We start from the raw sequence: 26437 nt of genomic DNA on the forward strand, positions 1-26437 counted from the left end.
CGGGAAGGCTCCCCGACGGGCCGCAGCACGGCTTCCGCGCCGCCCGCACCCGTCGATCCCGGACACTATCGGACACTACCGGACAAGAAGTTCCATAACCGTCCGATCTTGCCGCCCGGTCTCAATGCGGTGAATACCGGATGGAAAACGACGGACCGTCAGTCCGGCCCCCGCGGATCCCCCCGCCGGATCCGCTGCCGAATCCAGGGGAATCCGGTTCCGGTCCGGGCCCCGCTCCCCGGTAGGCTGGCCCCGTGATTGACCTTCGCCTGCTCCGTGAGGACCCCGACCGAGTGCGCGCCTCGCAGCGCGTCCGTGGTGAGGACGTCGACCTCGTCGACGCCCTCCTCTCCGCCGACGAACGGCGCCGGTCCTCGGGCAGTCGCTTCGACGAGCTCCGCAACGAACAGAGGACCCTCGGCAAGCAGGTCGCCAAGGCCCAGGGCGACGAGAAGGCCGCCCTGCTCCTGCGCACCAAGGAGCTCGCCGCCGAGGTGAAGGCCGCCGACGCCGCGCAGAGCGAGGCCAAGGACGAGGCCGACCGGCTGCTGCGCTCGCTCGCCAACCTCATCGACCCGGCCGCACCGGTCGGCGGCGAGGAGGACTTCGTCACGCTGGAGGAGATCGGCACCCCGCGCGACTTCGCCGCGGAGGGCTTCGAGCCCCGCGACCACGTCGAGCTCGGCCGCATCCTCGGCGCGATCGACACCGAGCGCGGCGCCAAGGTCGCCGGCGCCCGCTCCTACTACCTGACCGGCGTCGGCGCGCTGCTGGAGCTCGCCCTCGTCAACATGGCGATGGCGCAGGCCACCGCGGCCGGCTTCACCGCGATGATCACCCCGGCCCTCGTCCGCCCGGCCGCCATGGACGGCACCGGCTTCCTCGGCCAGGCCGCCGAGAACGTGTACTACCTCGCCGAGGAGGAGCGCTACCTCGTCGGCACCAGCGAGGTGCCGCTGGCGGCGTACCACATGGACGAGATCCTCGACGGCGACCAGCTGCCGCTGCGCTACGCGGGCTTCTCCTCCTGCTTCCGCCGCGAGGCGGGCACCTACGGCAAGGACACCCGCGGCATCATCCGGGTGCACCAGTTCGAGAAGGTGGAGATGTTCGTCTTCACCACGCCGGAGGAGGCCGAGGCCGAGCACCGCCGCCTGCTCCAGTGGGAGAAGGACTTCCTCAACGCGCTGGAGCTGCCGTACCGGGTCATCGACGTCGCCTCCGGCGACCTCGGCTCCTCGGCCGCGCGCAAGTTCGACATCGAGGCGTGGATCCCCACCCAGGGCAAGTACCGCGAGGTCACGTCGACCTCCAACACCACCGAGTACCAGTCGCGCCGGCTCTCCATCCGGGTCCGCGAGGAGGGCAAGGTGCGCCCGCTGGCGACGCTGAACGGCACCCTGGTCGCCGTACCGCGCACCATCGTGGCGATCCTGGAGAACCACCAGCAGGCGGACGGCTCCGTCGTGGTGCCGCAGGCGCTGCGCCCGTTCCTCGGCGGCCGCTCGGTGATCGAGCCCGTCGCCAAGTGAGCGCCTCCCCCGGTGGCGGCCTGCCGTTCCGGCTGGTCGCCACCGACCTCGACGGCACCCTGCTGACCTCGGCCGAGACGGTCTCCGACCGCACCCGTGCGGCCCTCGCCGGGGTGGTCGCCGCCGGGGCGCAGCACATCGTCGTCACCGGGCGGTCGGCCGCCTGGGCGCGCCCGGTCTTCGACGAGATCGGCTACACCGGCATAGCGGTCTGCGGCCAGGGCGCGCAGGTGTACGACGCCGGTGCGCACCGGCTGCTGACCTCGCTCACGCTCGACCGGCGGGTCGCCGCGACGGCGCTGGCCAAGATCGAGGCCGAGACCGGCCCGCTGGCCGTGGCCGCCAACCAGGACGGGCTGGACGGCCGGGTGCTGGCCGGGCCGGGTTTCCGCCTGCAGATCGGCAGCGAGCTGCCGATCGTCCGGGTCGGCGCGGACGAGCTGCTGTCCGGCCCGCTCGCGAAGCTGTACGTCCAGCACCCGGTGCTGACCGACGACGAGCTGGCGGACGCCGCACTGCGCGCGGCCGGCGACCTGGTCGGTGTCGTGATGGCGGGGCCCGGCGTCGTCGAGCTGCTGCCGCCCGGGCTGTCCAAGGCGACCGGCCTCGCGGTGGCGTCGCTGCGGCTCGGGGTCAAGCGCACCGAGGCGATCGCGTTCGGCGACATGCCGAACGACCTCCCGATGTTCGCCTGGGCCGCGTACGGCGTCGCGATGGCGGGCGCCCACGAGCGGCTCCGCGCCGTCGCCGACGAGGTGACGGCGGGCAACGACGAGGACGGCGTGGCCCTGGTGCTGGAGCGGGTCTTCGGCCTGGTCTGACCGGCCGCCGTCCGGAGTCCCCGGCCCGGTGGGCCGGGGACTCCGGCTTCTCAGCCGTAGGAGACGTTCGAGCAGGGGTCGTCGTCCGCGGACCGCGCGTCGCCGGCGATGCTGGACGGCAGGGCGGTCGGGACGGCGGCGGCGGTGCTGCCGGAGGCGTAGTCCTTGCCGAGGACGAGGCTGATGCCCGCCTTGGTGGAGGACTGGAGGGTCGCGCCCGGGAAGAGCTGGGCGACCTTCTCGGCGGAGGCCTTCTGGCCGGGGCCGTACTGGACGAGCGTGGTCGCGTGGTTCTGCGTGGCGGCGTTGCCCCGGCCGGTGACGGTGAAGTCGGAGCCGGTGAGGGTCGACGCGGCCTTGGTGGTCAGGCCGCTGGTGAGGGTGCCGTTGTAGACGCCGACCTTGATGCCGGTGCCGTCGACCGTGGCCGGCACGGTCGGGGTGGGGCTCGCCGCGGCGCCGGGGCTCGCGTCGGCGCCGGCGCTCGCGTCCTGGCCGTCGAGGGTGCGGTCGGCCTTGAGGGCCGCCCAGAGGGCGTCGACGTCCGGGTGGACGAGGTCGATCCGCGAGCCGGCGAACTTCCACGGCGTCGTGAGGAACTTGATGTTGTGCAGGTCGATGTTCTTCATCTGCATGGCGAAGGAGATCAGCTTGGTCGGGGAGTCTAGCCCCGGGTCGACGATCATCGACTTCGTGGCGGCGTCGGCGAGCGGGAGCAGCGTGGTCGGGTCCATGCCCTTGCTCTTGACGCTCTTGATGAGGGAGGCCATGAAGGCCTGCTGGCGTTTCATCCGGCCGACGTCGGAGCCGTCGCCGATGCCGTGCCGCAGCCGTACGTAGTCGAGCGCCGCCTTGCCCTCGACCTTCTGCTCGCCCTTGGGGTAGAGCTGCTTGCCCTTCTTGCCCAGGTTGGGGTTGAGGTCGCCCTCGTAGATCGCGTTCGGCAGGCAGACGTTGACGCCGCCGACGGCGCTGGTCATCGCGGAGAAGCCCTCGAAGTTGACGACCATCGTGTGGTCGACGCGTATGTTCGTCAGCGCCTCCACGGTGTTCTGGGTACAGGCCGGGTTGCCCGTCTCGGTGTTGCCGACCGAGAAGGCGCTGTTGAACATGACGTCGGTCTTCTTCTTCGTCCACGAGCCGTCGGGCAGCTTGCACGGCGGTACGTCGACCAGCGCGTCGCGGGGGAAGGAGACGCCGACCGCGTGCTTGTGGTCGGCGTAGACGTGCAGCAGGATCGTCGTGTCCGAGCGGGCGCCGCCGTCCTCGCCGCCGCCCAGGCTCTTGTTGTCGCCGCTGCGCGTGTCGGAGCCGATCAGCAGGACGTTGATCGGGGTGTGGCCGTCGGCGTCCGGCGTCGCGGCGTCCGGGCGGTTCTTGCTGACGCCGTCGCCGTCGAAGGACTGGATGTTGCCGCCGAGCTTCAGGTAGAGCGCGCCGCCGGCCGCGGTGATCAGGCCGAGCGTGGCGACGGCCACCCACACGACGATCTTCTTGCGGCTGCGGGGGCGCTGCCGTGCCCGGCGGGCGTCGGCGCGGCCGACACCGCTGCCGTCGTCGTCGCCCGGGGCGGGACGGCCGCGGCGGGCGTCGGCCCGGCCGCCCTGCCGGGGCAGTGCGGACTCGTCCGGGGCGGCGCGGCGGGGGCGCGGCACGGCTTCCTCGCCGTACGGCGCGTAGGCGTCGTCCCCACGGCGGCCGCGGTAGCCGTCGTCCCGGTAGCCGTCGTCGCGGTAGCCGTCGTCGCGGCGGGCGGGCTCGGCGTAGCCGTCGTTGCGGCGGCCTCCGCCGCCTCCGCCGTGGCCCTGGCGGAGGCCGTGGCCGCCGTACGCGTCATGGCCGTCGGCGCGGTGCCCGGCGTTCGGCCGGCCGTCCCGGCCGTAGCCCTGGCCGCCGTTGCCGTAGCCGTCCTGGAAGGAGGCGTCGTTCTGCCACCAGCCGGCGTCGTGATCCGACGCTCCCGCCCTCTGGCCTGACATTCGTACACCTTCCACCGGCACAGCCCAACACGAGCCTCAGCAACGCACCCCGGTGGGGTCCTGCCGCGTGAGCTTCTGCGGAGCATATAAAGGCATCATTGAAGAGTCACGGCCCGGGCCGCTGGTTGCACGATCGGACAATCTCCGGCGACGGCCGGGAGCGCTCCCGCGCCGAGCCGACGGGCACCGGCTCACGCGTCCGGACATTGTAGGATGAGGGTAGTTGTAGGATGACCGGGCAAGCCCACCATCGGGCCACCCGCGTCACGGCGCAGGGGACCACGAGCACGCGAAGGGAGCGCCCATGGCCGGCCGGACCGACGGACTGCACGCCGCCGGGCGCCGCTCCCTGGTCGACGAGACCATCGACCAGCTGCGCGAACAGCTCGGCGCCGGCACCTGGCAGGTGGGGGAGCGCATCCCCACCGAGCACGAGCTCGCCGAGCGGCTGCACGTGGGACGCAACACCGTGCGCGAGGCGATCCGGGTGCTCGTCCACGCCGGCATGCTCGTCTCCCGCCAGGGCGAGGGCACCTTCGTCCGCTCCACCAGCGACCCGGCCGCCGTGCTGCGCGGCGTGCAGCGCTCCGACGTCCGCGACGTCCTGGAGGTCCGCGCCGCCCTGGAGGCGGAGGCCGCGCGGCTCGCCGCCGTCCGGCACACCCCGCACGACATCGCCCGGATGCGGGCGGCGCTCGCCCGCGAGGCCGAGATCATGGCCGCCCACCCCGAGCGGGCCGGACGCGAGGCCACGGTCGAACACGACCTGGAGTTCCACACCGCCGTCGTCGAGGCCGCCCACAACCCGGCGCTCGCCGAGCTGTACCGCTACTTCGGCGCCTCGGTCCGCGAGGCGATGCACACCGCCTTCGGCGACCACGGCATGCCCGAGGTCGTCCTCGCGACCCACGAAGCCCTGGTCGACGCCGTCGAGAGCGGCGACCCCGACCGCGCCGAGGCGGCCTGCCGCGCCCTGCTGGCCGGGCCGACCGCCGCCGTCGAGCAGCTGATCGCCGCCGTCGCGGCCCGGAAGTGACGCGGGCACCGCCCGCTCCTCCCCCCTCCCCGCACGCACCGTCCGGAAAGAAGCCCCTCCCGTCATGGCGGTCACCCGCACCCCGCAGTCCCCCGCCGTCACGGCCGTCCGTACGCGCACCTCCCTCGGCCACCCCGCGCTGATGCTCGCCGGGATCCTGCTGGTCGCCCTCAACATGCGGGCCTGCCTGGCGGCGATCTCCCCGCTCGTCGGCGAGATCCAGCGCACGCTCGGACTCTCCGCCACCGCGAGCGGCCTCATCACCACCGTGCCCGTGCTGTTCCAGGGCGTCGGGGCACCCCTCACCCCGAGGCTGACCCGCCGGTTCGGCGCGGAGCGGGTGGTGCTCGGCGCGGTGCTGACCCTCGGCGCGGGCGTGCTGGTGCGCGTGCTGCCCTCGGCGGCCGCGCTCTACGCCGGCTGCGTGGTGATCGGCGTGGCGATCGCCGTCCTGAACGTCTCCATGCCGTCCCTGGTCAAGCGGGAGTTCCCGGACCGCGCCGCCACCATGACCGGCGTGTACTCCACCACCATGCTGGTCGGCGCCACCCTCGCGGCGGGCGTGTCCGTGCCGCTGGAGCACGCGCTCGGCGGCGGCTGGCGGGCCTCGCTGGGCGCCTGGTCGCTGCTCACGCTGGTGGCCGCCCTCGCGTGGCTGCCGCAACTGCTGCACGCCCGGCGTCCGCGGCCCCCGGCCGTCCCGGCGGCGGACGGGGCCACCGGCGCGGCGGCCGGCGGGAGCCCGTGGCGCTCCCCGCTGGCGTGGCAGATCAGCGCGTTCATGGGCATCTCGTCGCTGCTGGTCTACAGCCTGGTCGCCTGGATGCCCACGGTGCTCGCCGACCACGGCATGGACCGCGGCGAGGCCGGCCTGGTCTTCGCGTTCTCCAACCTCGTGCAGGTGGCCGGCGCCTTCCTCGTGCCGCTCCTGGCCGGGCGGATGGGCCGGCAGCGGGCCCTCGCCGCGACCATGGCCGTCCTGAACGCCACCGGCATCGCGGTGCTGCTGCTCGCCCCGGTCGGTGGCGCCTGGGCGGCGGCCACCGTCCTCGGCGTGGCCCAGGGCGGATCGCTCGGACTCGCGCTCGCCTTCATCGTGCTGCGCACCGGCAGCCCCGCGGGCGCGGCCCGGCTGAGCGGCATGTCGCAGTCGGTCGGCTACCTGCTCGCGGCGGCCGGCCCGGTGGGCGCCGGGGCACTGCACCAGCTGACCGGCGGCTGGGACCTCCCGCTCGCCCTGCTGCTGGTGCTGGCCCTGGCGGCGGCCGCGGCGGGCTGGGGCGCGGGCCGCGACCGTACGGTCTGACGCGGCGCGCCGCACCGGGGGCCCGGGCGGTGTGCCTCGGGCCCGGGCGGTGGCGGCTACTCCTCGCCGGCGAGCGTGAGCCCGCCCAGCCGGAACGCCGCCAGCGCGGTGGCCGCCACGGCGACCACCAGCAGGAGCGGTACGGCGACCGAGAGCGAGACGTCGGCGGTGACGGCACCCTCCGCCGCGAGGGACCTCGCCACCGACAGGCCCCACTGCTGGACGCTGAGCGTGCGGGCACCGGGCACGAAGTTGCCGACCAGGCTCTCCCACACCAGCGCGTAGCCGAGGCCCGCCACCACGGCGTGCCGGGTGACGACGCCGAGCAGCAGGAACAGCGCGCTGTACGCGGCGCCGGCGACCAGCGCCCCGACGGTGTAGCCGACGGCGACGCCGTCCTCGGTGCCGTAGAGGATCAGCCCGGCCAGCAGGATCGGCACACCCGAGAGCAGCCAGGTCGCCGCGACCGCCACCGACAGCTTGGTGGTGACGATCTGCCAGCGCGGCAGCGGCTTGGCCAGCAGGTAGACGATCGAGCCGTCCTCGATCTCGGTGGCGATCACCCCGGTGCCCACGACGAGCGCGAGGATCGGCAGCAGCGTGCCGGCACCGAGCCCGCCGATCACGGTGGCGCCCAGCCCCCGCGGGTCGTCGGCGGTCAGCCGGGCGATGACGGCGATGAGCAGCAGCAGCGCGGGCACGACCAGCAGCAGGATGCCGCGGCGGCGCCCCAGCAGGCCGCGCGCGGTCAGCCTGGCGACGGTCACGTTCACGGGTTCGGCCTTCCTTCGGGCGGTGGTTCGGGGGGTGGGTCAGGAGGCGACGAGGTAGGAGAAGACGCTCTCCAGCGACTCGTCGGCCGGGGAGACGGTGTACAGCCGGATGCCGGCGTCCTTCGCGACCCGCGGCAGCAGGGTGGTGAAGCCCTGGAAGTCCACCGCCTGGATGCGCAGCGCGCGCTCCGCGGCGTCGAACTCGATGCCCGTCGTGGAGCCGTCGGCGATCAGCGCGGCGGCGAGGCCGCGGTCGTCGCTGGAGCGCACGAGGTAGCGGTGCGGGCGGTTGGTCATCAGCCGGCGGATCCGCCGGAAGTCGCCGGACGCCGCGTGGCGGCCGGCCACGACGACCTCGATGTGTCGGGCCAGCTGCTCGACCTCCTCCAGGATGTGCGAGGAGAAGAGCACCGTGCGGCCCTCGGCGCCGAAGCGGCGCAGCAGCTCCATCAGCTGGAGCCGCTGGCGCGGGTCCATGCCGTTGAAGGGCTCGTCGAGCAGCAGCACGGCCGGGTCGTGGACGAGCGCGGACGCCATCTTGACCCGCTGCTTCATGCCCTTGGAGTACGTACCGGTCCGCCGGTCCTGGGCGTACTCCATCTCGACCAGGGCCAGGGCCCGCCGGGCGGCCGCGGCCGGTTCGGCGAGGCCGTGCAGCTCGGCGTTGGCGAGCACGAACTCCCAGCCCGTCAGGTAGTCGTACATCGACTCCCGCTCGGGCACCAGGCCGATGGCCCGGTACGCCTCCTGGTTGCGCCAGATCGGTACGCCGTCCAGCGCGACCTGGCCGGCGGAGGGCGGCAGGAAGCCGCTCATCATGTGGATCAGAGTCGACTTGCCGGCGCCGTTCGGGCCGAGCAGGCCGGTGACGCCGGGGCCGATCTGCATGGAGACGTCGTTGACGGCGACGACGTTGCCGAACCAGCGGGAGACCCGGTCGATGGTGATGACGGCCATGGCGAGCTCTCAGATCTTCCGGTAGCGGCGGTCGGTGAACCAGTAGCAGGCGACGGTCAGCAGCACGATCTCGGCGGCGAACAGCAGCGCCGCCCCGGCGCCGGGGGCGTGCACCACGTTCGGGTGCACGACCAGGCCGAACACCTGGTTGACGAAGCCGGCCACGAGCATGCCCGGGGCGAGCATCGCGGCCCAGTTGGCGCTCTCCGGCGGCGACTCGAACTCGCCGCCCGCGATGCCGTACACGATGCCGGCGACGATGCTGCTGACCACCAGGACGCCCATGATCGACGCCACGCCGAAGCCCCGGCGCGGCGTGCTCGCGGCGATCAGCATCGCGATCGCCGCCTCCAGCACCGCGTACAGCACCGCGGCGGCCAGCCCGATCAGGAAGTGCGCGGTGTGGTGGCCGAAGGGCAGCCGGCCGAGCAGCGCGCCCAGGTAGAGGACCAGCAGCGGCACGGCCATCACGATGAAGAGTGCACTGGCCAGCGCGGCGAACTTCGCCCGCACGTAGTCGGCCCGGGTGATCGGGCGGGAGAAGTACAGCGGCACCGTGTGGTGGCGGAGGTCCCGCGAGAACAGCACCGGCGCCTGCGCCGCCAGGAAGATCCAGACCAGCGTGCCGGTGTTCTGGATGAAGTCGGCGTAGTCGACGATCGGCTTCTTCACGCCGGTGAAGATCTGGATGGCGACCATCACGGCCGCGATCACCACCGGCAGGCCGAACATCGCCATCGGCAGCACCTTGGACTTGCCGGACCGGCCCAGGCCGAACGCGGCGCGCAGGCTCTGCACGTACAGCGAACGGGTCGCGTAGGCGCGCCCGAGCCGGGGGCCCTCGTAGCCGCGGTAGCCGATGTTGTGGATGACACCGGTGTCGGCGTCGGTGCGGGCGTCAGGAGACGGCGGCATCGGCGGAACCTCCCGTCGGCTGGGTGGGGTGCGGCAGGCCGCTCGTCGCGCGGTCGCCCGCGGCCTGCTCGGTGAAGATCTCGGCGACCCGGTGGCGGCGCTGCTCCAGGCGCACCAGCCCCAGGCCGAGGTCGGCCACGGCGTCGCGGACGAGGTCGTACGTGTCCTCGTCGCCGATCTCGACGAGCAGCACGTGCGAGCCGTCGGGACGCACCGTCAGCCCTGCGGCGGTCAGCCGCGCGGCGACCGCGGCGCCCGGCTCGGGCACGGCGTCCTGCGGATGGTCGGTGACCTCGACCGCGAGCATGCGGGTGGCCTCGGTGAAGGAGGCGGTGGAGGACGAGCGCAGCAGCCGTCCGCCGTCGATGACGACGAGGTGGTCGCAGGTGCGCTCCAGCTCGCCGAGCAGGTGCGTGGTGACGAGCACCGAGATGCCGAAGTCCGAGTGGATCCGGCGGATCAGGGCGAGCATCTCGTCGCGGCCGGCCGGGTCGAGGCCGTTGGTCGGCTCGTCCAGCAGCACCAGCTGCGGGTCGTGCGCGAGCGCCTGGGCCAGCTTCACCCGCTGCTTCATGCCCGTCGAGTAGCCGCCCATCGGGCGGTAGCGCTCCTCGTACAGGCCGACGTGGCGCAGGATGTCGGCGGTGCGCTCACGGGCGGCGGCGGCCGGCAGGCCGCTCATCCGGGCCATGTGCACCACGAACTCCGTCGCGGACACGTCGGGCGGCAGGCAGTCGTGCTCGGGCATGTAGCCGACCCGTTCACGGATCTCGGCACCCTGGGTCGCGATGTCGAGGCCGAGCACCCGCCCGGTGCCGGAGGTCGCGGGCGCCAGCCCGAGGAGGATCTTGATCAGTGTGGACTTGCCCGCTCCGTTGGCGCCCACCAGGCCGACCACCCCGGGCTGCACCTCTACGGTCAGCTGGTCCAGGGCGGTGACCCGCGGGAACCTCTTCGTGAGGCCGTCCGTTGCGATGACTGTGGACACGCCCTCAACGTAGTGGTGGCGGGCGCCCACGGGAATGAGCTGGGATGACGAGCCTGTGCTGATCCTTCGGGATGACGCGGAGGACGCATCCCCTAGGGGGTGCGCCCTCCGCCGCCGGTCCGTCAGCCGAGCAGCTGGGCCTGCAACAGGGTGACCTGCCGGTAGGCCTGCACGGGCACCCCGTGCGCGTTGGTCATCACGACGGAGGCGATCACGTCCCCGTACTGCAGGTACGACGCCCGGGCGACCGGCTCGCCGCCCGCCTTCGTGTCCGAGGCCCGCGCGATCAGCACCCCGGAGTTCAGCGACGCGTCGACGTCGATGTCGCTGTAGCGCAGCGCCGGCACGTCCCTCGGCGCCGAGAAGTTGAGCTGGCCGAACAGGCCGGACGCCTCGCTCCGCGAACCGAACCGGAACAGCCAGATGTCGGTGCGGGTGCCGTCGGCAGCCGTCCACGTCCGGCGGGTGGCGGCCCGGCAGGCGTACTCCGCCAGCGTGGCGTCGAGCTTGTCACGGATGCCGTTGCCCACCGAGTAGTCGGTGCACGGCACCCACGGCACGGCGGCGTACGGTGCGGCGGCCGCCGAAGGGACGGCCGAGCCGCCCGCCGCGGCGGACGCGGACGCCGCGGGCGCCGCCGAAGCGGCGGCCGACGGGACGGCCGACGGGGCGGCCGAGGCACCGGCCGTCAGCTCCACCGAGGCCCCCGCGGGCGCCGGCAGCAGCAGGCCGCGCAGGTCGGCGTAGTGCCGCCCGGAGGAGGCCGCCTGCCCGGGGTCCGGACGGCCGGACGGCAGGGCGGGCAGCGACAGCGGCGGGAACACGTACCGGCCGTCGGCCGGCGTGGCCAGCCCCGGGATGTCGGTGCGGTCCGGCGCGGTCACGGCCAGCGCCGTTCCCGCGGCCGCCAGCAGCAGGACGAGCGCCGCCGCGCCGCGGCGCAGCACGGCCGGCCGGCGCAGCAGCGCGAGGCGATCGCCGCGGCCGGCGGACGCCTCCACCAGCTCCGGCGGAACGGCCCAGACGTCGGGGAACGCCGCGCCGGCGGGTCCGCCCGGCAGCACCGGTACGGGCGGGGCCGCGGGGGGAGCCGGGGCAACCGCGGGAGCGGCGGGAGCGGCCGTGGAATCGGTGGTGCCGGTGGTGTCTGTGGTGCCAGTGGTGTCGGTCATGCGGACGCTCCGGGAAGGGCCAGCCGGTCGAGCTGCTGGGCGAACAGGGTGACGAGGCGGTCCTTGGGCAGCGGCACGACACCCTCGCTGTTGAAGACCACCCGCAGATCGCCGACGGCGGCGGAGCAGTGCATGCTGTCGATCTCGGCACCGGGGTCGAGCGCCGGCAGGTAGCAGTGCGCCTCGGAGTGGCCGGGCACCTGCGGACCGAGCCGGAAGAGCCCGGTGTCCGAACCCAGCGCCGACACCCACGCGTCGTCGGCCTTCACCGCCTCCTGGTGGTACTGCAGCAGCCAGACGGTCGCCGTCACGGCGTCGGAGTCGTTCGCGGTGAAGCTGCGGACACCGCCGCCCTTGAGCGGGTACTGCTGCCAGTCCTTGCGGAGCGCGTCCTGGAGCTTCGAGGGCAGGCCCCGCACCTCGTCCTCGACCCACGCCTTGCGCTGGGCCTCCGACAGTTCGGTGTCGTTGCCGTACGCACCGGAGTCCGGGCCGGGCCGGTAACCGGCCGGCAGCGGCACCAGCAGGTCGCGCATCGACCCGAAGTGGGTGCCGTTCGCCTTCGCGCCGTACGACGGGCCGGCACCGGTCGCACCGGTCGCACCGGCGGACGGCGCGGCGGGAGCGGCCGCGGCCACGGGCTCGTCGTCGTAGCGCACCTGGAGGACGCCGAACCCGATGCCCACGCCCAGCAGCGCCGCGGCCACCACCGCGGCGGCGGCCCGCGCGGCCGGGCCGGGCCGGGCGGCGCGCGGCACGACGGGGCCGTCGACGACGGGGGCGGTGTCGGGGCCGGCGGGGAGCTCCGCGGCAGCAGTGAGCTCGGGGGCGACGGGCTCGGAGCCGGCGGGAAGGTCGACGGGGAGACCGGCGGAGGGCTCGGGCGCCGCCTCAGGAGCGGGCGGCATGCCGGGCTCGGCCTTCTTCATCATGCTGTCGCTCACTTCAGACGCTCCCACTGACGCTTCGACAGGTCCTTGATCTCGTTGGCATCGAACGGCTTCGGCGAGAAGATCTTGATCTGCATGAGGACGTTGCCGCGGATGGCGCTGGCCCTTGCGGAGTAGTACTGCTGGGTGCTCTCGTTGTAGTGCTGCGGCTGCTTGTACGTCACGTAGACCCCGCGTGACGTGCCGTCGATCGTCCCGCCCGCGTCGTTGTCGGAGCGGGCGTCGAGCGACCATTCGACGGAGGCCGAGCTGCTGTCGTCCTCACCGAACTGCATCAGTTCGATGCGGTATTCGAGGTCGCCGCGCTGGTAGTCCAGCACCGCGTCACGCCGGAAGTGGTTCCGCAGCAGGTTCTTGAACTCCTTCTCGGAGTCGCCGAACAGCGCCGCTCGCTCGCCCGCGGTCAGCCACCCGGTGCCGCCGTCGAGGTCGAGCGCCTTCGCGTCGGCCGGCCGGTCGACCAGCAGCTTGCGCAGGTCGCCGTCGATGTTGATCGGCTTCCCCTGCGCGGCGGCGCCGGCCGCCGCGTCGAGCGGTTCGGCCGGGTAGTGCAGCGGGCCGACGCCGAGCGGCGGCAGCGGGGTCGCGGGACGGGCGGCCTGGACGGCGTACCCGATGCCGCCGCCCAGCAGCGGCCCCAGCAGCAGGGCGGCGACGAGCAACCGCGCCGTCCGCGGCTTCCGGACGGCCGGGGCCTGCACGGAGTCCTCGGGCACCTGCTCGGTGCTGCCGGTGTCGTCAGTGCTGCCGGTGCCGTTCGCGTCGCCGACGGGCGGCGCGGCGGGCGGGTCCGACGGCGCCGGTGGCACGGAGGGCAGCGTCGGCGGCGCGGCCTCGACGGGCGCCGAGGGCTCCTCGGGAACGGCGGTCACGGGGTGCTCCAGGTCGGGGAGGGAAGGGGCCGGCTCGTGGTCCGGCGTGGGCTCAGCCACCGGAGGCCAGCCGTTCGCGCTGGCGCTTCATGGCGTCGACCAGCAGCGCCTTGTCGGGGGTGCCCTTGACCAGCACGGTGACCTCGTACTCGATGTCGCCGGAGAAGGAGACGCCGGTCATCTCGCCGGTCCAGGCCTCCTGCTCGGGCTTGAGCATGATGCCCCGGGCGTTGCCGTCCCCGGCGATGCGGAAGGATTCGCCCGACCCGAAGGTCATGCCGGATGCGAACTCCTGCGCGTTCGAGCGGCTGGAGAAGCGCAGCAGGCGCACGTGCACCTCCTGGCTGCCGTCGGCGGTGCGGTAGCGGCGCTCGGCGGCGTCGTTCTTGTAGCCGTACGAGCGGAGGATCTCCGGCATCTCGTCGGAGTTGCCGAACTCGTCCGCCACGTCGCCGGTGCTCAGCTTGGTGCCGTCGGCGGAGCCGTACGGCTCGGCGCCCCCGGGCATCGGGAGCAGGAAGAAACGGATGTCGCCGCCGTGCGTGGAGCCGTGGACGGTGCCGTGCACGGTGCTGGCCGGCGTGGGCGTCGGCGTGGGCACGGGGGCGGCCGACGAGGGCGCCGCGGACGGCGGGGCGGAGGCCGAGGACAGGGGCGAGGCGCTGCCCGCGACGGCCGGGGCGGCGGCCTGCGGCGTGCCGTCCGGCCGGCCGACCGCCACGGTGACGGTGGCGCTGGTCGCGGTCACGGCGAGCAGCCCGACCGCCACGAGGGTGACCCGCAGCGCCCGCGGCAGACCGCGGAGCCCAGCGACGGGTGCCGGGGCGGGTGCCGCGACGGGTGCCGGGGCGGCGTCCGCGTCCGGGGCGGTCCCGGGCCGGTCGGCCGCCGCCGCGAGGGCGGTGTCGACGGCCGACGGCTCGGCAGGCACTGCGACCTCGGCGGACTCGGGCGGCGCGTTCTCGGGCGCGGACAAGTGACTCCCCCTGGAAGGCGAACGGATGTCGTCCGTGCGGACCGGGACGGGTCACCCCCGCTCGCCGTCGATCCAGGTCTGATCGCACGTACGAGAATTATGAGAGCGATCAGTTCCGGCCATCAACACAGTTGTTCAGGACAATCCACACGACGCCCGCCCAAGTCGGACACGTCGTGATCGAACCGCAACGGCGCCGCGGGCAGCCGCGGTCTCAGCCCGCGGCGGGTCCGGCGCCGGGCGCGGGATCGGCGTCCGCAGGACGGTCCGACGCGGCATCGGCGGGCGCGTCTGACGTCACGTCCGGTGACGGTGCGGCGGACGGCTGCGCGGGGACCGACGGCGCGGGCACCGGAGCGTCCGCGGGCGGGGTGGCGGCAGCGGCGGGCGGGCCGGCCGTGGGCGGCCACGGCGCGATGCCGGCCGCGGCGGCCAGCGCGACGTCGAGGCTCTCCCGGCGGATACGGCGGTCGATGTACAGCAGGCCGTTGGTGAGCGGGGTCAGCGGCGCCGTGACCATCATCGTCACGAGCGAGCCGACGGCCATGCAGACGGCGAAGCCCGCGATCCCGGCCACGCTCGGGACGCTCTCCGCCCCGTACGTGTCGGGCGTGTGCGACGAGGAGATCAGCACGATCACGCCCACGACGACGAAGGGCACCAGTGCGAACTGGGCGACGGCCGAGCCGATCAGATTGACGAGGTACGGGATACCGAGGCTCCGCCACCAGGCGCCCTCGTTGAGCCGCCATGCCCGCCGGAGCGCCGCGGTCGCCGACATGTCCTCCAGGACGACGACCGGCACCTCCAGCACCAGCCGCACCTGGACGTACGTCGCGAACAGCCAGCCGGGCACCATCAGGAGCATCGCGATCACGGTCAGCGGGGTGCCGCCGGTGGCGATGCCGAGCAGCAGCGCCGGGAGGGCGGAGACCAGCATGATGCCGGCCACGATCGCGCTCACCAGGAAGACGGACGCGACGATCCGTCCGATGACCGGGCGCGACTCCGCCCAGATCTGCCGTGCCGAGGCCTTCCGGCCGATCACGGCGTGACGCAGCACCGCGGTGGAGGTGGCGGTGGCGACCACGTGGGCCGCCGTCAGGGCGACGATCAGCAGCAGGGCTCCGCCGACCGCCGCACCGGTCAGCAGGACCCGGTGCTCGTCGGTGAGCCCGCTACCGGCGTCGATGTCGTCGGCCACGTCGTGCAGCAGGGAGACGGCCACGGCGGCGTACACGCTGAGGGCAGCCGCGGATCCCAGGGCCACCCACGCCAGCGGCACGAACAGCGCGGCGGTGTAGCGCTGCAGGGCGGTGAACACCCCGGAGACGATGTTGCCGACGGTCAGCGGCGCCAGGGGCACCACCCCGGGCTTGGGCACCTGCGGCACGTACGCCCACGGCGGCACCGGACCCGCCCCCGGCCCGTACCCGGGCATCGGCCCGCCTCCGCTGCTGCTCATGTGCTGCCCCTCCCCATCGACCGCCGCGGCACCCGCGACGCGAAGACCGAAGCGTAGGGGGTGCCGCGGACGGTGGTGGCCGGGGGGTAGGTGGTGGGCGATCGGAGTCCGGCCGTCCGTGACTCAGCGGGGTGTGCTGCGGATGTGGTCGACGGTGGCGAGGAAGAGGAAGAAGTTGGGGATCTTCGCGACCGGGGTGTTCGACCAGGCCATGAGCTTGCCGGCCCGGCCGACGAAGACGGTGCCGTTCTTGATCTCGACGCTCTGGATCTCGTTCCACGCGACCGCGCCGCGCTTCTTGGTGGCGATCCCGCCCCCGGTGACCGCGAGGTCGCCGAACCGCACGGTCTCGCCGCGCTGCAGCGCGGCGACGACGCCGGTCAGCTGCCACGCCGTGATCTCCTGCTGCAGGATCGATCCCCAGCGCTCCGGCTCGGCGTAGAAGCCGGTCAGCTTGAGGGGGGTGCCGTCCTGCTTGTAGAGCGTGTAGACGTACGTCGTGCCGACGTAGATGCCGTTGGCGTAGCGCTGGGTGATCTCCTGCAGCACGGCCATCGAGTCCCAGCGGAACACGCCGACCGGCCCGGTGTGGTCGGCCACGACCATGCCGTGCTCGAAGTAGTGCAGTCGCTTGGCCGCCTGCTTGCGCGAGACGTTGGGGGTCTGCAGGAGGATCCGGACGAAGACCAGGCCGGGGAGGACGAAGCACGCCAGGCCGAGCAGGGTGAACAGCACCAGCCCGGCCATCCGCGCCACGCCGTGCCGCTTGGGCAGGAACGTCTCCCGGTGCTCCCCGAGCCGTGCGGCCGCTGCGGCGGCCGCGACGGCCTCCGGAACGGGCGGGGCGACAGGGGAAACGGCAGGTGCAGCCATGGTTCGTCTCTTTCGGCAGGGCCCGGAACCCCCGGCGGGCGGTCGATCGGCTGCCGGATCATATGACAGGCCGATCGCCCCGACGCCGACCGGTCACCACCGGCACCCGGCACCCCGCACCCGGCACCCGGCACCCGCCCGCCGCCGCTCAGCCCAGCTGGGCCAGGCCCTCCGTCGCGATCCGCTCGAAGACGGCGAGGTCGTTCTCGAAGACCGAGTCCGGCACGGGCCAGTGGATCACCACCTCGGTGATCCCGAGGTCCCGGTACCGCCCGGCCCAGTCGACGAACGCGTCGAGCGAGGAGAGCGGCCGCTCCGCGGTCGAACCCTGCAGCAACACCTTCTCCAGCTCGGCCACGTCCCGGCCCTGCGCCTCGCAGGCCGCGGTGAGCTTGGCCATCTGCGCCGCGATCACGGCCGGCGCCTGCTCCACGGGCACGTCCGCCGGACCCCGCGGGTCGCCGTACGTCACCCAGCCCTGCCCGTGCTCGGCCGCCAGCCGCAGCCCGCGCGGCCCGGTCGCCGCCACGTAGAACGGCACCCGCGGCCGCTGCACGCACCCGGGGACGTTCCGCGCCTCGACCGCCGCGTAGTGCTCACCCTGCTCGGTGGTGGAGTCCTGCGTCAGCAGCTTGTCCAGCAGCGGCAGGAACTCCCCGAACCGGTCGGCCCGCTCCTTCGGCGACCACGCGTCCTGGCCCATCGCCGTCGCGTCGAACCCGACCCCGCCCGCGCCGATCCCGACCGTCAGCCGCCCGCCGGAGACGTCGTCGACCGTGATGAGCTCCTTCGCGAGCGTCACGGGATGACGGAAGTTCGGCGAGGTGACGAGAGTGCCGAGGCGGATCCGCTCGGTGGCGGTCGCGGCGGCCGTCAGCGTGGGAACGGCCCCGAACCAGGGCTCCTCGCGGAAGCTCCGCCAGGAGAGGTGGTCGTAGGTGTAGGCGGCGTGGAAGCCGAGGTCCTCGGCCCGCCGCCAGACTTTCTGCCCCTCGCTCCACCGGTGGATGGGGAGGATAACGGTACTCAAGCGCATGCAGCGACGATACGCGCGCAAATCGGCGGTGCTTCGAACCGCCCGTGAGACGGCACGGGCAGGTCGGCTAGCGTGGCGCCATGGGCACGTTGAGCAGGCGAGAACTGGCCGCGTTGGTCGATGTGGCGACGGTCGACACCTACGACGAGCACGAGCAGGTGTCGGCTCTGTTCACCGCCGTCGAGGAGAACCTGGCGGTGCCGTTCGGCACTTTGGTGCTGGGCGTCGAGGTGACCGTGGGCGGCGTCGACCTGTCGCGGGACGGAAGGATCGTCGCCCTGTGCACCCGTGACGGATTCCGGCAGACGATCGGGCTGCTGGACCTTCCACTGCCGGACCCGGCTCCGGCCGGAGCGGAGTGGGTCGAGGCATATCGCTACTACTGGGCGCAGTGAGCGTCGGCACCTTCAAGACCGAGAGGGCTCGCATGACTGCTGCTGTACGGAGCGAGGACGAGGCGTCGTTGCGAGGCCTGATCGAGCGATGTTCCGAGCTGAAGGGCGAACTCGTCGCCTTCGCGCGGAGCGCGCGCTTCGACCGGTGGTTGACTCCCCTCCTGCTGGAGGGCGCGGGCCCTGAGCGGCTGCTGGATGAGGGTGAGGCAATCCGGATCACCGACCATTTCATCCTGCGGTACCGCTTGCCGGACGGTTCGACCGTGGTGGACCGGTTCGTCGCCGGGCGGCGGGACCTGACCGAAGCCGATCGGGCGATGCTGCTCGGCTGGCGTGCCCCCATCGAAGGCATCTTCGAGATCCAGCGCAAGGACGGGGACGCCGTCGTCCTGCTGAACCTGGTCGACGACCTGGAGTACCGAACGTACTCGAACGTCGGGCGGGCGGCCTTTCGCGGAGTGTCCGCCGGAGGATTTCTCCTCGCCTGCCTGGTGCCCGTCCACTCGGCCGAGGGGGCGTGGCTGATCTCAGGTGCGATGTCGTCCTACCCGAAATCCAGCGCCGGCGAGATCGCCCGGGCAGCACTCCAGCTGGCCACCAGCCACCCTGAACTGGTCTTCCGCAACCCCGAGAAGATCGTGCAGGGATGGGAGTCGATGCGGGAGGACCGGGCCGCGTTCATCCAGTTTTGCGGCAGCGACGAACTGGTCCTCCACCCTGCCGAAGCCGAGGACCGGCTCAACGCCTACTACCGGCACCGGCAGGAGGCCACCGCCGCCGAGCGGCCCGACCGGGCCCGGGGCAGGCAGCTGCCCGGCCTGGCCTTCCCGGCCTTCGAACTGCCGCAGGCCCTCGCGGACTCGGACACCATCGGCGTCATCTACGACGAGGTCGACGGACTCAACTTCTACGCTGACTACGGGATGCTGCGGGATCTCTTCGCAGACCCGACCCTCGCCGGCCGCAGGCATTACCAGGACGCGCTGCGCGCATACCTGCGCGAGGAGTCGATCGCGCCGCTGCCGATCCGCCGCCTGGCCGCCGCCTACCCGGAGACGGTCGACGCGGTGTTCCGGAAGCTGCTGCGGAAGCCCGGATTCACCTGGGCCGAGCACGGTGAGGAACTGCTGCGCCGGCGCAAGCCCTGGTACTACGCGCAGGAGCCCCGACCGGGCGTATCCGTGATCGGCGAGCGACTGAGCGAGCTCACGGCCGGCAACCGACGGCGAAAGCTCACGAGGGCGCGGCGCGTCTCGGCGGCCTCATCCGGGTGAAATGCTGGCGAGCCTGATGCCCGTACGGGACGATGAAGTAGCGTCGGATCGTCGTCTGGAGCCGAGGAGGTGCCGCATGTCGTACGAGCCCAAACTGGCTGCCGCGTTGTCCGGTGCAACTCTGCGGCAGCTGTCGCACTGGCGGCGGGCCACCGGCGAGCGCGGCGCTGTCCTGGTGCCGGAGATCTCGGCGTCCCGTCCGATCCTCTACTCCTTTCGCGACGTGGTCGCTCTCCGAGCCTGTGTCCGTCTTCGCGAGGAGGCGTCTCTCCAGAAGATCAGGCGGGCACTGAGCACGCTACGCGAGGGCCTCGACGAACGGGAACACCTCTCGGCCTACCGGCTGGTCGCGGGCGGTGACACGATCTACCTGGCAGACCCCGACCACGCAGTGGACCTCGTGCGGAGCAAGGGCAATGTCGTCATCCACGACATGGTGGACGTGCTCGCACCCTTCTATCGTGGGGGTCGACGCATCCCGGACCTCCTTGAACCCCGGCCGCACGTGTCTATCGACCCTGCCGTGCGAGGCGGCGAGCCCGTCGTCGAAGGGACACGCATCCCGGCGACAGAGGTCGCCGCTCTCCTACGGGACGGCGTGCCACCTGAGCAGATCGGCGACTACTACCCGGGCGTCACAGCAGAGGCAGCACGCGACGCTGCGGACTTCGCCGACTATGTCGACAGTTACGAGGATGCGGAAATCCGGCAGGCGGCGTCTTGAAGCTGCTGCTCGACGAGAATGTGCCGCTTCCCATGGCGCGGATCGTGCGGCTCCTTCTGAAGCACCACGTCGTCGAGCACGTAGCCGAACTCAGCGGCTGGGCGGGAACCAGGGACGTCGACCTCTATGCGCGTGCGGCAGCGGACGGCTTTCAGATCGTTGTCACGAATGACACGAAGCAACTGAGCCGCCCGCTCGAAGTAGTCGCCATCGCAGAGTCGAGCCTGCATCGCATCGAGTACCGCCAGAATCACAAGCACGGCGGGTTGGTGGGTCTCGGTGCAGCTACCGCCACTGTGTGCGCCGGCCTGCCCCATGCCTTGGCCGAACTCGGCCAGGCGGACAGCCAGCGCCTGATCTCGCTGAATGCGGTCGACCCGTCCCAGCAGAGCCGCTTGCGGATCGTCGATCCTGCCAGCGCCCCGCCCAAGTTCTGGCCCACCGACTCACAGGGGTAGTGGCATCAGGGTGAACCGGCGGAACATCGCAGGTCAGAACGTGATGGGTCAAAAAGGATTGACCGACGTCACGAGCGTCCCCAGCCGGATCCGCTCGGTGGCCGTCGCGGCCGCCGTCAGCGTGGGGACCGCCCCGAACCACGGCGCGTCCCGGAACGTCCGCCAGGACAGGTGGTCGTAGGTGTAGGCCGCGTGGAAGCCGAGGTCCTCGGCCCGCCGCCAGATCTTCTGCCCCTCGCTCCACCGGTGGATGGGGAGGATCACCGTGCTCAGACGCATGGCTCCGACCCTACGGGAGGGATGCCCGCTGCTCCAGGAACGGCGGCGGGAGACGGCCACTACTGTTCACACAGGGTGTACTACACATGTGACATGGACGCTCCCCGCCCCGGCAAGACCCGTGTCACCAACGTCTCCCTGCGTACCGAGACTCTGGAGGCGATCCGCGCCCGCGCTGGCAAGCAGGGGGTCTCGTCGTACATCGAAGAGGCCGCGCAGAGGCAGCTCCAGCGCGAAGCCGTCGACGAGTACATCGCTGCGGCCGAAGCCGAGCACAGCCCCGTTGATCAGGCCGAAGTGGCAGTCAGGGCCGAGCGCATCCGTGCGCACCACACCGCTCTCCGCGGAGATGTGCCTGCGGCCGACGCCGCGTGAGCGGCACACGGCATCGCGATATGACCGTGTGGCTGGATGTCGCCCGTACGCTGGACCTCCTGATCGTGACGAGCGCGGCCACGCTGGTGGAGGCGCGCGATCCCAAAGTGCCACAAGCGGCGTTCCACCACGCTGTCTCCCTGGTCAAGGTGCGGCCCATCACAGAAGAGGTCGCACGCACTGCGAGCAAGTTGTTCGCAGCCGAGGTACTTCACGGCCGCAAGTACGCCGTCGACGCCATGCTCGCCGCCACCGCCCACCTGGAACATGGCGACGTGACCGTCGTGACCAGCGATGTCGACGACCGGCGCCGACTGTGCCGGCCGCGCATCGCGGTCGAGCCGATCTGACGCGTCCCCCGCGTCCTCGCGTCCCTCTCGGCCCTGTACCACGTTGCCGCAGGTCGGGCCGTGATGGCTGAACAAGGCTTGACCGAGGTGACGAGGGTGCCGAGCCGGATCCGCTCGGTCGCCGTCGCGGCAGCGGTCGACGCGGGGACCGCCCCCGAGTCAGGGCTCGCCCCGGCAGCTCCGCCAGGACAGGTTGTCGTAGGTACAGACCGCATGAAAGCCGAGGTCATCGGCCCGCCGTCGGAACTTCTGCCCCTCGCCCCACCGGTGGATGGGGAGGACCCCACCGTGCTCAGTCACATGCCGTCGATCCCAGCTCCCTCCACCGCCACGTCGGCGCCCCAGGCGCCAGGTGTCGCCTACTCAGCGGCGACACTCATTGCGAAGCTAGCTTCGCGAACCTTCGATGTGTACTATTCGAGTATCGAAGTTCGGGCGTGCTCGGGCTGTGTGCGTGGTGGCGGGGTTGAAGAGGTGTGTCGCTTCGGTCCGGTACCGCAGGCAAGACCGCCTGACCAATAACCGCCGCACCACCCCGCATGGTTTGCAGGCCCGACAGGGCGGTGCGGCTATACCGTTCCCACGCAGTGCGCGGGACAGGAAGGACAACCCGATGAGGATCATCAACGTCCATCATGCATGGTCGCTGCCGCCCCGGGCCAGGAGGACCGTGCTCGTTCTCCTTGGGATCATCGTGCTGGCGGTGGCGTGCGCGTCGTTCACGGGACATGGCACGGCCGCACTGGTTGCCGTCGCCACCGCCCTGCTGACCGTCGCGGCGGAAGAGCTGGTGCGGACCGCGATGCGGGCCTGGCTGCGTACTGCCTGACCGGCAGGGGATGGTAGGTGGGGGGAGCTAGACGCGAACAGCTCCCCCCACTCACAGCAGAGCGAGGCTTGGTATGCCGAGGCGAAGGGTGGAGGAGTTGTGCGAGTAGATAACACATCCCAGGCTCACGCTGAACAGATTCCGCTCGGGAGTCTCTGCGAGATGACAGCCGGCCCCTCCGGGTCGCTGCTGGACAGCCTCAACGACGGGCCCAACGGGGTGCCGGTGCTCTCACCACCGGACCTGGCCGATGACCACACGGTGGACACCCGCCGGCTGCGGCGGGTGCCGCAGAGCGAAGCGCACAGGCTTGCCCGGTTCGCTCTGCGGGAAGGCGATGTCCTGATTGTTCGCCAAGGGACCCTCGGGCGCCTAGCGCTCATCGAGAAGGCGCATGCCGGATGGCTCTATGGATCGTCCTGCCTGCGCATCAGGCCCATGCGTGATCGCATTGCGCCTGCATATCTGGTGGCGTATCTGTCACACCCGCCGGTGCAACGACTCATGCTGAGCCAGGCCCTGCCAGGTACGGTACCCTCGCTCAACTCGGCGATCCTGAGGGAATTTTTGGTCGCTGTGCCATCACTGGACCGCCAGTACGCGGTCGCCGAAGTTCTCAGGGATATCGACGCCCAGATCAAAATCCAGCGGCAGATGGCCGACCAGCTGGATGCACTACGGCCGGCCATCTTCGGAGAACTGATCCAGGGGACTGGGGACACATGGCGCTCATGACTGTCACTCGACTGACACAGGAACTTATCGGGGCAGCCGACATCCTGCGCCGTAGAGTGGACGTGTCGGAGTACGTCGACATTGTCTCCGGAATTCTGCTCCTCAAGCGCGTTTCGGACCAGCCCGGTATCCTCCATGTATCCGACCGGGCGTGTTGGCAGCACATCATCCATTATGGAACCAAGGCACCAGGACATGCACTCAACGAAGCACTCTGGGAGCTGGAGCGGGACAATCCAGATGCGCTCGGCGGAGTGTTTGAGACCGTCGACTTTGACAGAAGGCTGGGTCGCGCGGAGCTGAAAGCGCTGATCGATCATTTCGATCGAATTCCGCTGGGTGACGACGATCTTGAGTTCAGCGATGTGGTCGGCCGCGCGTACGACGAAGTCCTGGGCTGGTTCGCCGATCAGGCCGGAAAGAAGGGCACGGAGTTCTACACGCCTCGGTCGGTTGTTCGACTGATGGTAGAAATGGCACGCCCCAAAGAAGGCATGTCTGTATATGACCCGTTCTTGGGCTCGGGTGGAATGCTCATCCAGGCCAAAGAGTATGTCGAGGAGCACGATGGAGATAGCGCCGACCTGAGCCTCTTCGGGCAGGAAGTGAACGTGGCGACATGGTCCACTGCCCGCCTGAATCTTCTGCTGCACGGTATCGCGGACGCCTCGGTGCTCCGCGGTGACACCTTGGCCGAGCCGCTCCACATTCTGGGCAACGAGCAGCTCAGACACTTCGACCGCGTGCTGGCCAACCCTCCATTCTCGATGAACTACATCAAAAAGGATGTGCATCATCCGGAGAGAATGAAGTACGGCTGGACGCCAGAGCAGGGCAAAAAATCCGACTTGATGACTGTCCAACACGTACTTTCCGTGCTGCGTCCAGACGGCATGGGGGCAGTGGTCACTCCGTATGGTGTGCTGTTCCGGGGAGGTGCGGAGGCAGAGATTCGCCGGGGGATCGTCGATGACGGCCGACTTGAAGCGGTGATCGGCATTGGGCCGAATGTCTTCTATGGAACATCCATCCCCGCATGCATCCTGGTTCTGCGAGGCGATGGCGAAACGCCGGCAGATGAGCGCGACAACGTGCTGTTCATCAACGCCGAGCGCGAAGTGGTAACCGGGCGGACGCAGAACCGGCTGGAGCCTCAAAACGTCGAGAAGATCGTGGGTGCCTTCCGGGAACGGGCGGACATCCCAGGCTTCTCGCGGGCTGTCACACGGCACGAGATCGCGGACAATGACTTCAATCTCAGCATCCGACGCTATGTCGATGCCACTCCGCCTGCTGCGCCGATGCTAGACGTCCGTGCCGCCCTGTTCGGTGGCGTCCCCAGACAGGAGGTCGAGGAGGAAGGGCACAGGTTCAGTGCTTTCGGGATCGCCCCTGCCGACCTCTTCGTGCAGAAGGACCTCGACTACTTCAGCTTTCCAGCCGACGGGTACGAGGCGGCTGCCGAGCGCATCCATGACCTCGCGGCTCCCAGCGAGCAGCGGTTTGTCGGTCACTGCCACTGGTGGTGGGAGGAGGCAGGAGCACGAATCGCTGACCTGGCGGGCACAAGGCGACTCTTCATGCTCCGCTCCCGTCTGATGGCCTCGTTCCGTGAGCGTCTTCTGCCATTGGAGATCTTGGACCAGTATCAGCTGACCGGTATCTTCGCTGCCTGGTGGGCCGGTAGGCAGGACGACCTGAGGAGCTTGGATCACCGGGGATTTCTCGGCGTGATCGACCGGTGGGCCGTCGCAGACGGCGGAGCTTCGGATTTCACCGATGCTCTGGCGCGCGAACAAGTACTTGAGGTTCTCGGTGAGGATCTCCGCTCACGAGTGGAACAGCTTGTGGCTGCAGAACGACAGGGGCTGGTTGATCTCTACCGCTCATGGGGCGATCGATACGCGACCTCCCTCGTTGATCTGGAGAGGCAGAATGAAGCCGCAGCAGCCAGGCTCAGGTTCCGTCTGAGGGAGCTCGGTTACACCTAACCTTGTCCCGCGCCATACCAACGCATGGATTCCAGTGGGAACCGTACTGACGGTGGAAAAATCCCCTCGCCAGCCTCGGAGTCTGCCCTGGTCAGAACCCGATAGGTGAACGAGGCTTGACCGACGTCACGAGCGTCCCCAGCCGGATCCGCTCGGTGGCCGTCGCGGCCGCCGTCAGCGTGGGGACCGCCCCGAACCACGGCGCGTCCCGGAACGTCCGCCAGGACAGGTGGTCATAGGTGTAGGCCGCGTGGAAGCCGAGGTCCTCGGCCCGCCGCCAGATCTTCTGCCCCTCGCTCCACCGGTGGATGGGGAGGATCACCGTGCTCAGTCGCATGGGAACGACCCTACGTCCCGAATGGCCCGCCACTCCGGCGCATACCGCAGTATGCTCTCCTCATGGCAGCAACCACGCGCATCACCGTCACTCTCCCGACGGAACAGGTGGACGAGCTGAGAAAGCTCACGGACAATGTCTCCGGGTATGTCGCGGAGGCGGTCGCCCGCCAGATTCGGCACCAGCTGCTCGCGGACGACCTTCGCCGCTACCAGGACGAGCAGGGCCCGTTCAGCGATGAGGAGTTGTCCGAGGCGCACGCCAGGATCTTCGGTTCCGCCGGGTCGGCGGGCTCGGCGAGCGCCGCGTGACCGAGCGCTTCGAGACGGTCGTGCTGGACTCGCAAGGACTCTCCTCGTGGATCACCCAGGACCGCGGCGTGCTGGCGATGCTTCAGGTGTTCCACGCGATGGGGGCCGACTTCGTCGTCGGCGCGAACACCATCGTGGAGGTCACGCACGCGCGCGTGAACGAGGCCCGGCTGAACTGGACGCTCTCCCGGGTCAAGGTGGAGCCGGTCACCGATCAGGCCGCCAGAGCCTCGGCCAAGGTGCTGAAGGAGGCCGGCCTGCATGGCCACAAGTACGCGATCGACGCGACCGTGGCAGAGATGGCGCTGCGGCAGCCGGGGCCGGTGGCCATGCTCACCTCGGACATCGACGACATGGCCAAGCTCTGCGGCACCCGCGTCCGGCTCATCGCCATCTGAGCCCGAGCGGGACCCGAACATTCTCGGCAAGCGTTCCCGCAGGTCAGCATGTGATAGGTGAAAAAGGATTGACCGAGGTGACGAGCGTCCCGAGCCGGATTCGCTCGGTGGCCGTCGCGGCGGCCGTCAGCGCCGGAACGGCCCCGAACCAGGGCTCCTCGCGGAAGCTCCGCCAGGAGAGGTGGTCGTAGGTGTAGGCGGCGTGGAAACCGAGGTCCTCGGCCCGCCGCCAGATCTTCTGCCCCTCGCTCCACCGGTGGATGGGGAGGATCACTGTGCTCAGACGCATGATCCCGACCTTACGCGAGCCCCGTCCGCCTCTTCAGGAAC

General features: G+C 71.0%; 27 protein-coding genes and 4 pseudogenes. 15 read left to right on the forward strand and 16 right to left on the reverse strand.

Features of this window, described 5'->3' with window-relative positions; translation table 11 throughout:
- Window positions 1-254 precede the first annotated feature (254 nt).
- Complete coding sequence (serS, locus tag OG335_RS18310) at window positions 255-1532, forward strand: serine--tRNA ligase (RefSeq protein ID WP_405012191.1); 1278 nt, start codon at window positions 255-257, stop codon at window positions 1530-1532.
- Complete coding sequence (locus OG335_RS18315; protein WP_405012192.1) at window positions 1529-2353, forward strand: HAD family hydrolase; 825 nt, start codon at window positions 1529-1531, stop codon at window positions 2351-2353. Before serS ends, OG335_RS18315 begins: the two co-directional genes overlap by 4 nt.
- A gap of 50 nt (window positions 2354-2403) precedes the next feature.
- Here OG335_RS18315 and OG335_RS18320 read toward each other — a convergent pair whose 3' ends face one another.
- The gene (locus OG335_RS18320) at window positions 2404-4332 is read right to left on the reverse strand and encodes an LCP family protein (RefSeq protein ID WP_405012193.1); all 1929 of its coding nucleotides are present in this window, start codon (window positions 4330-4332) and stop codon (window positions 2404-2406) included.
- A 304-nt stretch (window positions 4333-4636) separates the two neighbouring features.
- Here OG335_RS18320 and OG335_RS18325 point away from each other — a divergent pair, with 304 nt between their 5' ends.
- Together OG335_RS18325 and OG335_RS18330 are read left to right on the forward strand one after the other, a co-directional pair.
- Window positions 4637-5368, forward strand: a complete 732-nt coding sequence (locus tag OG335_RS18325; RefSeq protein WP_405012194.1) for a FadR/GntR family transcriptional regulator — start codon at window positions 4637-4639, stop codon at window positions 5366-5368.
- Between the two features lie 64 nt (window positions 5369-5432).
- Window positions 5433-6674, forward strand: a complete 1242-nt coding sequence (locus OG335_RS18330) for a CynX/NimT family MFS transporter (RefSeq protein WP_405012195.1) — start codon at window positions 5433-5435, stop codon at window positions 6672-6674.
- Window positions 6675-6730: 56 nt separating this feature from the next.
- Here OG335_RS18330 and OG335_RS18335 read toward each other — a convergent pair whose 3' ends face one another.
- From OG335_RS18335 to OG335_RS18385, 11 genes are all read right to left on the reverse strand, one after another.
- Window positions 6731-7447: an ABC transporter permease gene (locus tag OG335_RS18335; protein ID WP_405012196.1), complete on the reverse strand. Its 717-nt coding sequence runs from the start codon at window positions 7445-7447 to the stop codon at window positions 6731-6733.
- Window positions 7448-7486: 39 nt separating this feature from the next.
- Complete coding sequence (locus OG335_RS18340) at window positions 7487-8404, reverse strand: ABC transporter ATP-binding protein (RefSeq protein ID WP_405012197.1); 918 nt, start codon at window positions 8402-8404, stop codon at window positions 7487-7489.
- Between the two features lie 9 nt (window positions 8405-8413).
- Window positions 8414-9319 (reverse strand): ABC transporter permease, encoded by a 906-nt coding sequence (locus OG335_RS18345; protein WP_405012198.1) that lies wholly within the window; start codon window positions 9317-9319, stop codon window positions 8414-8416.
- Window positions 9303-10307, reverse strand: coding sequence for an ABC transporter ATP-binding protein (locus OG335_RS18350; RefSeq protein WP_405012199.1), 1005 nt, complete (start codon window positions 10305-10307; stop codon window positions 9303-9305). Before OG335_RS18350 ends, OG335_RS18345 begins: the two co-directional genes overlap by 17 nt.
- Before the next feature lie 122 nt (window positions 10308-10429).
- Entirely contained in the window at window positions 10430-11479 is a 1050-nt protein-coding gene (locus OG335_RS18355; protein WP_405012200.1) for a hypothetical protein, read from the reverse strand.
- Window positions 11476-12423 carry a hypothetical protein gene (locus OG335_RS18360; protein ID WP_405012201.1) on the reverse strand — a complete coding sequence of 316 codons (948 nt, stop codon included), beginning with the start codon at window positions 12421-12423 and terminating at the stop codon, window positions 11476-11478. Before OG335_RS18360 ends, OG335_RS18355 begins: the two co-directional genes overlap by 4 nt.
- A complete protein-coding gene (locus OG335_RS18365; protein WP_405012202.1) occupies window positions 12420-13301 on the reverse strand; it encodes a hypothetical protein in 882 nt (293 codons plus the stop codon). Before OG335_RS18365 ends, OG335_RS18360 begins: the two co-directional genes overlap by 4 nt.
- A gap of 52 nt (window positions 13302-13353) precedes the next feature.
- Window positions 13354-14277 (reverse strand): hypothetical protein, encoded by a 924-nt coding sequence (locus OG335_RS18370; RefSeq protein ID WP_405012203.1) that lies wholly within the window; start codon window positions 14275-14277, stop codon window positions 13354-13356.
- Between the two features lie 214 nt (window positions 14278-14491).
- The gene (locus tag OG335_RS18375; protein WP_405012204.1) at window positions 14492-15742 is read right to left on the reverse strand and encodes a hypothetical protein; all 1251 of its coding nucleotides are present in this window, start codon (window positions 15740-15742) and stop codon (window positions 14492-14494) included.
- 123 nt (window positions 15743-15865) lie between these two features.
- Window positions 15866-16615, reverse strand: a complete 750-nt coding sequence (locus OG335_RS18380) for a DUF6585 family protein (protein WP_405012205.1) — start codon at window positions 16613-16615, stop codon at window positions 15866-15868.
- 148 nt (window positions 16616-16763) lie between these two features.
- Window positions 16764-17651 carry an LLM class flavin-dependent oxidoreductase gene (locus OG335_RS18385; protein WP_405012206.1) on the reverse strand — a complete coding sequence of 296 codons (888 nt, stop codon included), beginning with the start codon at window positions 17649-17651 and terminating at the stop codon, window positions 16764-16766.
- Window positions 17652-17731: 80 nt separating this feature from the next.
- Here OG335_RS18385 and OG335_RS18390 point away from each other — a divergent pair, with 80 nt between their 5' ends.
- From OG335_RS18390 to OG335_RS18405, 4 genes are all read left to right on the forward strand, one after another.
- Entirely contained in the window at window positions 17732-18046 is a 315-nt protein-coding gene (locus tag OG335_RS18390) for a hypothetical protein (protein ID WP_405012207.1), read from the forward strand.
- Window positions 18043-19320, forward strand: a complete 1278-nt coding sequence (locus tag OG335_RS18395; RefSeq protein ID WP_405012208.1) for a hypothetical protein — start codon at window positions 18043-18045, stop codon at window positions 19318-19320. The genes OG335_RS18390 and OG335_RS18395 overlap by 4 nt, the downstream gene beginning before the upstream one ends.
- A 76-nt stretch (window positions 19321-19396) precedes the next feature.
- Entirely contained in the window at window positions 19397-20044 is a 648-nt protein-coding gene (locus tag OG335_RS18400) for a DUF433 domain-containing protein (protein WP_035847110.1), read from the forward strand.
- Window positions 20041-20502: a hypothetical protein gene (locus OG335_RS18405; RefSeq protein WP_405012209.1), complete on the forward strand. Its 462-nt coding sequence runs from the start codon at window positions 20041-20043 to the stop codon at window positions 20500-20502. Before OG335_RS18400 ends, OG335_RS18405 begins: the two co-directional genes overlap by 4 nt.
- Window positions 20503-20559: 57 nt before the next feature.
- Here the strand turns inward: OG335_RS18405 and OG335_RS18410 are convergent.
- A pseudogene (locus OG335_RS18410) lies at window positions 20560-20781 on the reverse strand (LLM class flavin-dependent oxidoreductase); the annotation flags it as partial.
- Window positions 20782-20874: 93 nt separating this feature from the next.
- On the opposite strand from OG335_RS18410, the gene OG335_RS18415 reads away from it, so the two are divergent.
- Entirely contained in the window at window positions 20875-21156 is a 282-nt protein-coding gene (locus tag OG335_RS18415; protein ID WP_405012210.1) for a hypothetical protein, read from the forward strand.
- A 20-nt stretch (window positions 21157-21176) separates the two neighbouring features.
- Entirely contained in the window at window positions 21177-21506 is a 330-nt protein-coding gene (locus tag OG335_RS18420; protein ID WP_405012211.1) for a type II toxin-antitoxin system VapC family toxin, read from the forward strand.
- A gap of 83 nt (window positions 21507-21589) precedes the next feature.
- On the opposite strand, the pseudogene OG335_RS18425 reads toward OG335_RS18420, so the two are convergent.
- Window positions 21590-21806, reverse strand: a pseudogene (locus OG335_RS18425) (LLM class flavin-dependent oxidoreductase); the annotation flags it as partial.
- Between the two features lie 313 nt (window positions 21807-22119).
- Between OG335_RS18425 and OG335_RS18430 the strand changes: the two are divergent.
- The 3 genes from OG335_RS18430 (at window position 22120) to OG335_RS18440 (ending at window position 25061) form a co-directional block, all read left to right on the forward strand.
- Window positions 22120-22335 (forward strand): hypothetical protein, encoded by a 216-nt coding sequence (locus tag OG335_RS18430; protein WP_405012212.1) that lies wholly within the window; start codon window positions 22120-22122, stop codon window positions 22333-22335.
- Window positions 22336-22434: 99 nt separating this feature from the next.
- On the forward strand, window positions 22435-23070 hold the full coding sequence (locus OG335_RS18435) for a restriction endonuclease subunit S (protein ID WP_405012213.1): 636 nt from the start codon (window positions 22435-22437) through the stop codon (window positions 23068-23070).
- A complete protein-coding gene (locus OG335_RS18440) occupies window positions 23058-25061 on the forward strand; it encodes an N-6 DNA methylase (protein WP_405012214.1) in 2004 nt (667 codons plus the stop codon). The genes OG335_RS18435 and OG335_RS18440 overlap by 13 nt, the downstream gene beginning before the upstream one ends.
- Window positions 25062-25161: 100 nt before the next feature.
- On the opposite strand, the pseudogene OG335_RS18445 reads toward OG335_RS18440, so the two are convergent.
- Window positions 25162-25398, reverse strand: a pseudogene (locus OG335_RS18445) (LLM class flavin-dependent oxidoreductase); the annotation flags it as partial.
- Between the two features lie 62 nt (window positions 25399-25460).
- Here OG335_RS18445 and OG335_RS18450 point away from each other — a divergent pair.
- Window positions 25461-25709 carry a hypothetical protein gene (locus tag OG335_RS18450; protein WP_405012215.1) on the forward strand — a complete coding sequence of 83 codons (249 nt, stop codon included), beginning with the start codon at window positions 25461-25463 and terminating at the stop codon, window positions 25707-25709.
- Window positions 25706-26107 (forward strand): DNA-binding protein, encoded by a 402-nt coding sequence (locus tag OG335_RS18455; protein WP_405012216.1) that lies wholly within the window; start codon window positions 25706-25708, stop codon window positions 26105-26107. The genes OG335_RS18450 and OG335_RS18455 overlap by 4 nt, the downstream gene beginning before the upstream one ends.
- Window positions 26108-26156: 49 nt before the next feature.
- On the opposite strand, the pseudogene OG335_RS18460 reads toward OG335_RS18455, so the two are convergent.
- Window positions 26157-26396 (reverse strand): annotated as a pseudogene (locus tag OG335_RS18460) (LLM class flavin-dependent oxidoreductase); the annotation flags it as partial.
- Between the last annotated feature and the right edge of the window lie 41 nt (window positions 26397-26437).

Source organism: Kitasatospora sp. NBC_01539, assembly GCF_045040525.1.
Taxonomy (GTDB): domain Bacteria; phylum Actinomycetota; class Actinomycetes; order Streptomycetales; family Streptomycetaceae; genus Kitasatospora.

What these genes read in the sequence shown, in the direction of transcription:
- OG335_RS18320 (WP_405012193.1), bottom strand. Translation starts at nt 4,332, where the DNA reads ATGTCAGGCCAGAGGGCGGGAGCGTCGGATCACGACGCCGGCTGGTGG.
- OG335_RS18325 (WP_405012194.1), top strand. Translation starts at nt 4,637, where the DNA reads ATGGCCGGCCGGACCGACGGACTGCACGCCGCCGGGCGCCGCTCCCTG.
- OG335_RS18330 (WP_405012195.1), top strand. Translation starts at nt 5,433, where the DNA reads ATGGCGGTCACCCGCACCCCGCAGTCCCCCGCCGTCACGGCCGTCCGT.
- OG335_RS18340 (WP_405012197.1), bottom strand. Translation starts at nt 8,404, where the DNA reads ATGGCCGTCATCACCATCGACCGGGTCTCCCGCTGGTTCGGCAACGTC.
- OG335_RS18345 (WP_405012198.1), bottom strand. Translation starts at nt 9,319, where the DNA reads ATGCCGCCGTCTCCTGACGCCCGCACCGACGCCGACACCGGTGTCATC.
- OG335_RS18355 (WP_405012200.1), bottom strand. Translation starts at nt 11,479, where the DNA reads ATGACCGACACCACTGGCACCACAGACACCACCGGCACCACCGATTCC.
- OG335_RS18375 (WP_405012204.1), bottom strand. Translation starts at nt 15,742, where the DNA reads ATGAGCAGCAGCGGAGGCGGGCCGATGCCCGGGTACGGGCCGGGGGCG.
- OG335_RS18380 (WP_405012205.1), bottom strand. Translation starts at nt 16,615, where the DNA reads ATGGCTGCACCTGCCGTTTCCCCTGTCGCCCCGCCCGTTCCGGAGGCC.
- OG335_RS18385 (WP_405012206.1), bottom strand. Translation starts at nt 17,651, where the DNA reads ATGCGCTTGAGTACCGTTATCCTCCCCATCCACCGGTGGAGCGAGGGG.
- OG335_RS18390 (WP_405012207.1), top strand. Translation starts at nt 17,732, where the DNA reads ATGGGCACGTTGAGCAGGCGAGAACTGGCCGCGTTGGTCGATGTGGCG.
- OG335_RS18400 (WP_035847110.1), top strand. Translation starts at nt 19,397, where the DNA reads ATGTCGTACGAGCCCAAACTGGCTGCCGCGTTGTCCGGTGCAACTCTG.
- OG335_RS18415 (WP_405012210.1), top strand. Translation starts at nt 20,875, where the DNA reads ATGGACGCTCCCCGCCCCGGCAAGACCCGTGTCACCAACGTCTCCCTG.
- OG335_RS18420 (WP_405012211.1), top strand. Translation starts at nt 21,177, where the DNA reads ATGACCGTGTGGCTGGATGTCGCCCGTACGCTGGACCTCCTGATCGTG.
- OG335_RS18430 (WP_405012212.1), top strand. Translation starts at nt 22,120, where the DNA reads ATGAGGATCATCAACGTCCATCATGCATGGTCGCTGCCGCCCCGGGCC.
- OG335_RS18440 (WP_405012214.1), top strand. Translation starts at nt 23,058, where the DNA reads ATGGCGCTCATGACTGTCACTCGACTGACACAGGAACTTATCGGGGCA.
- OG335_RS18450 (WP_405012215.1), top strand. Translation starts at nt 25,461, where the DNA reads ATGGCAGCAACCACGCGCATCACCGTCACTCTCCCGACGGAACAGGTG.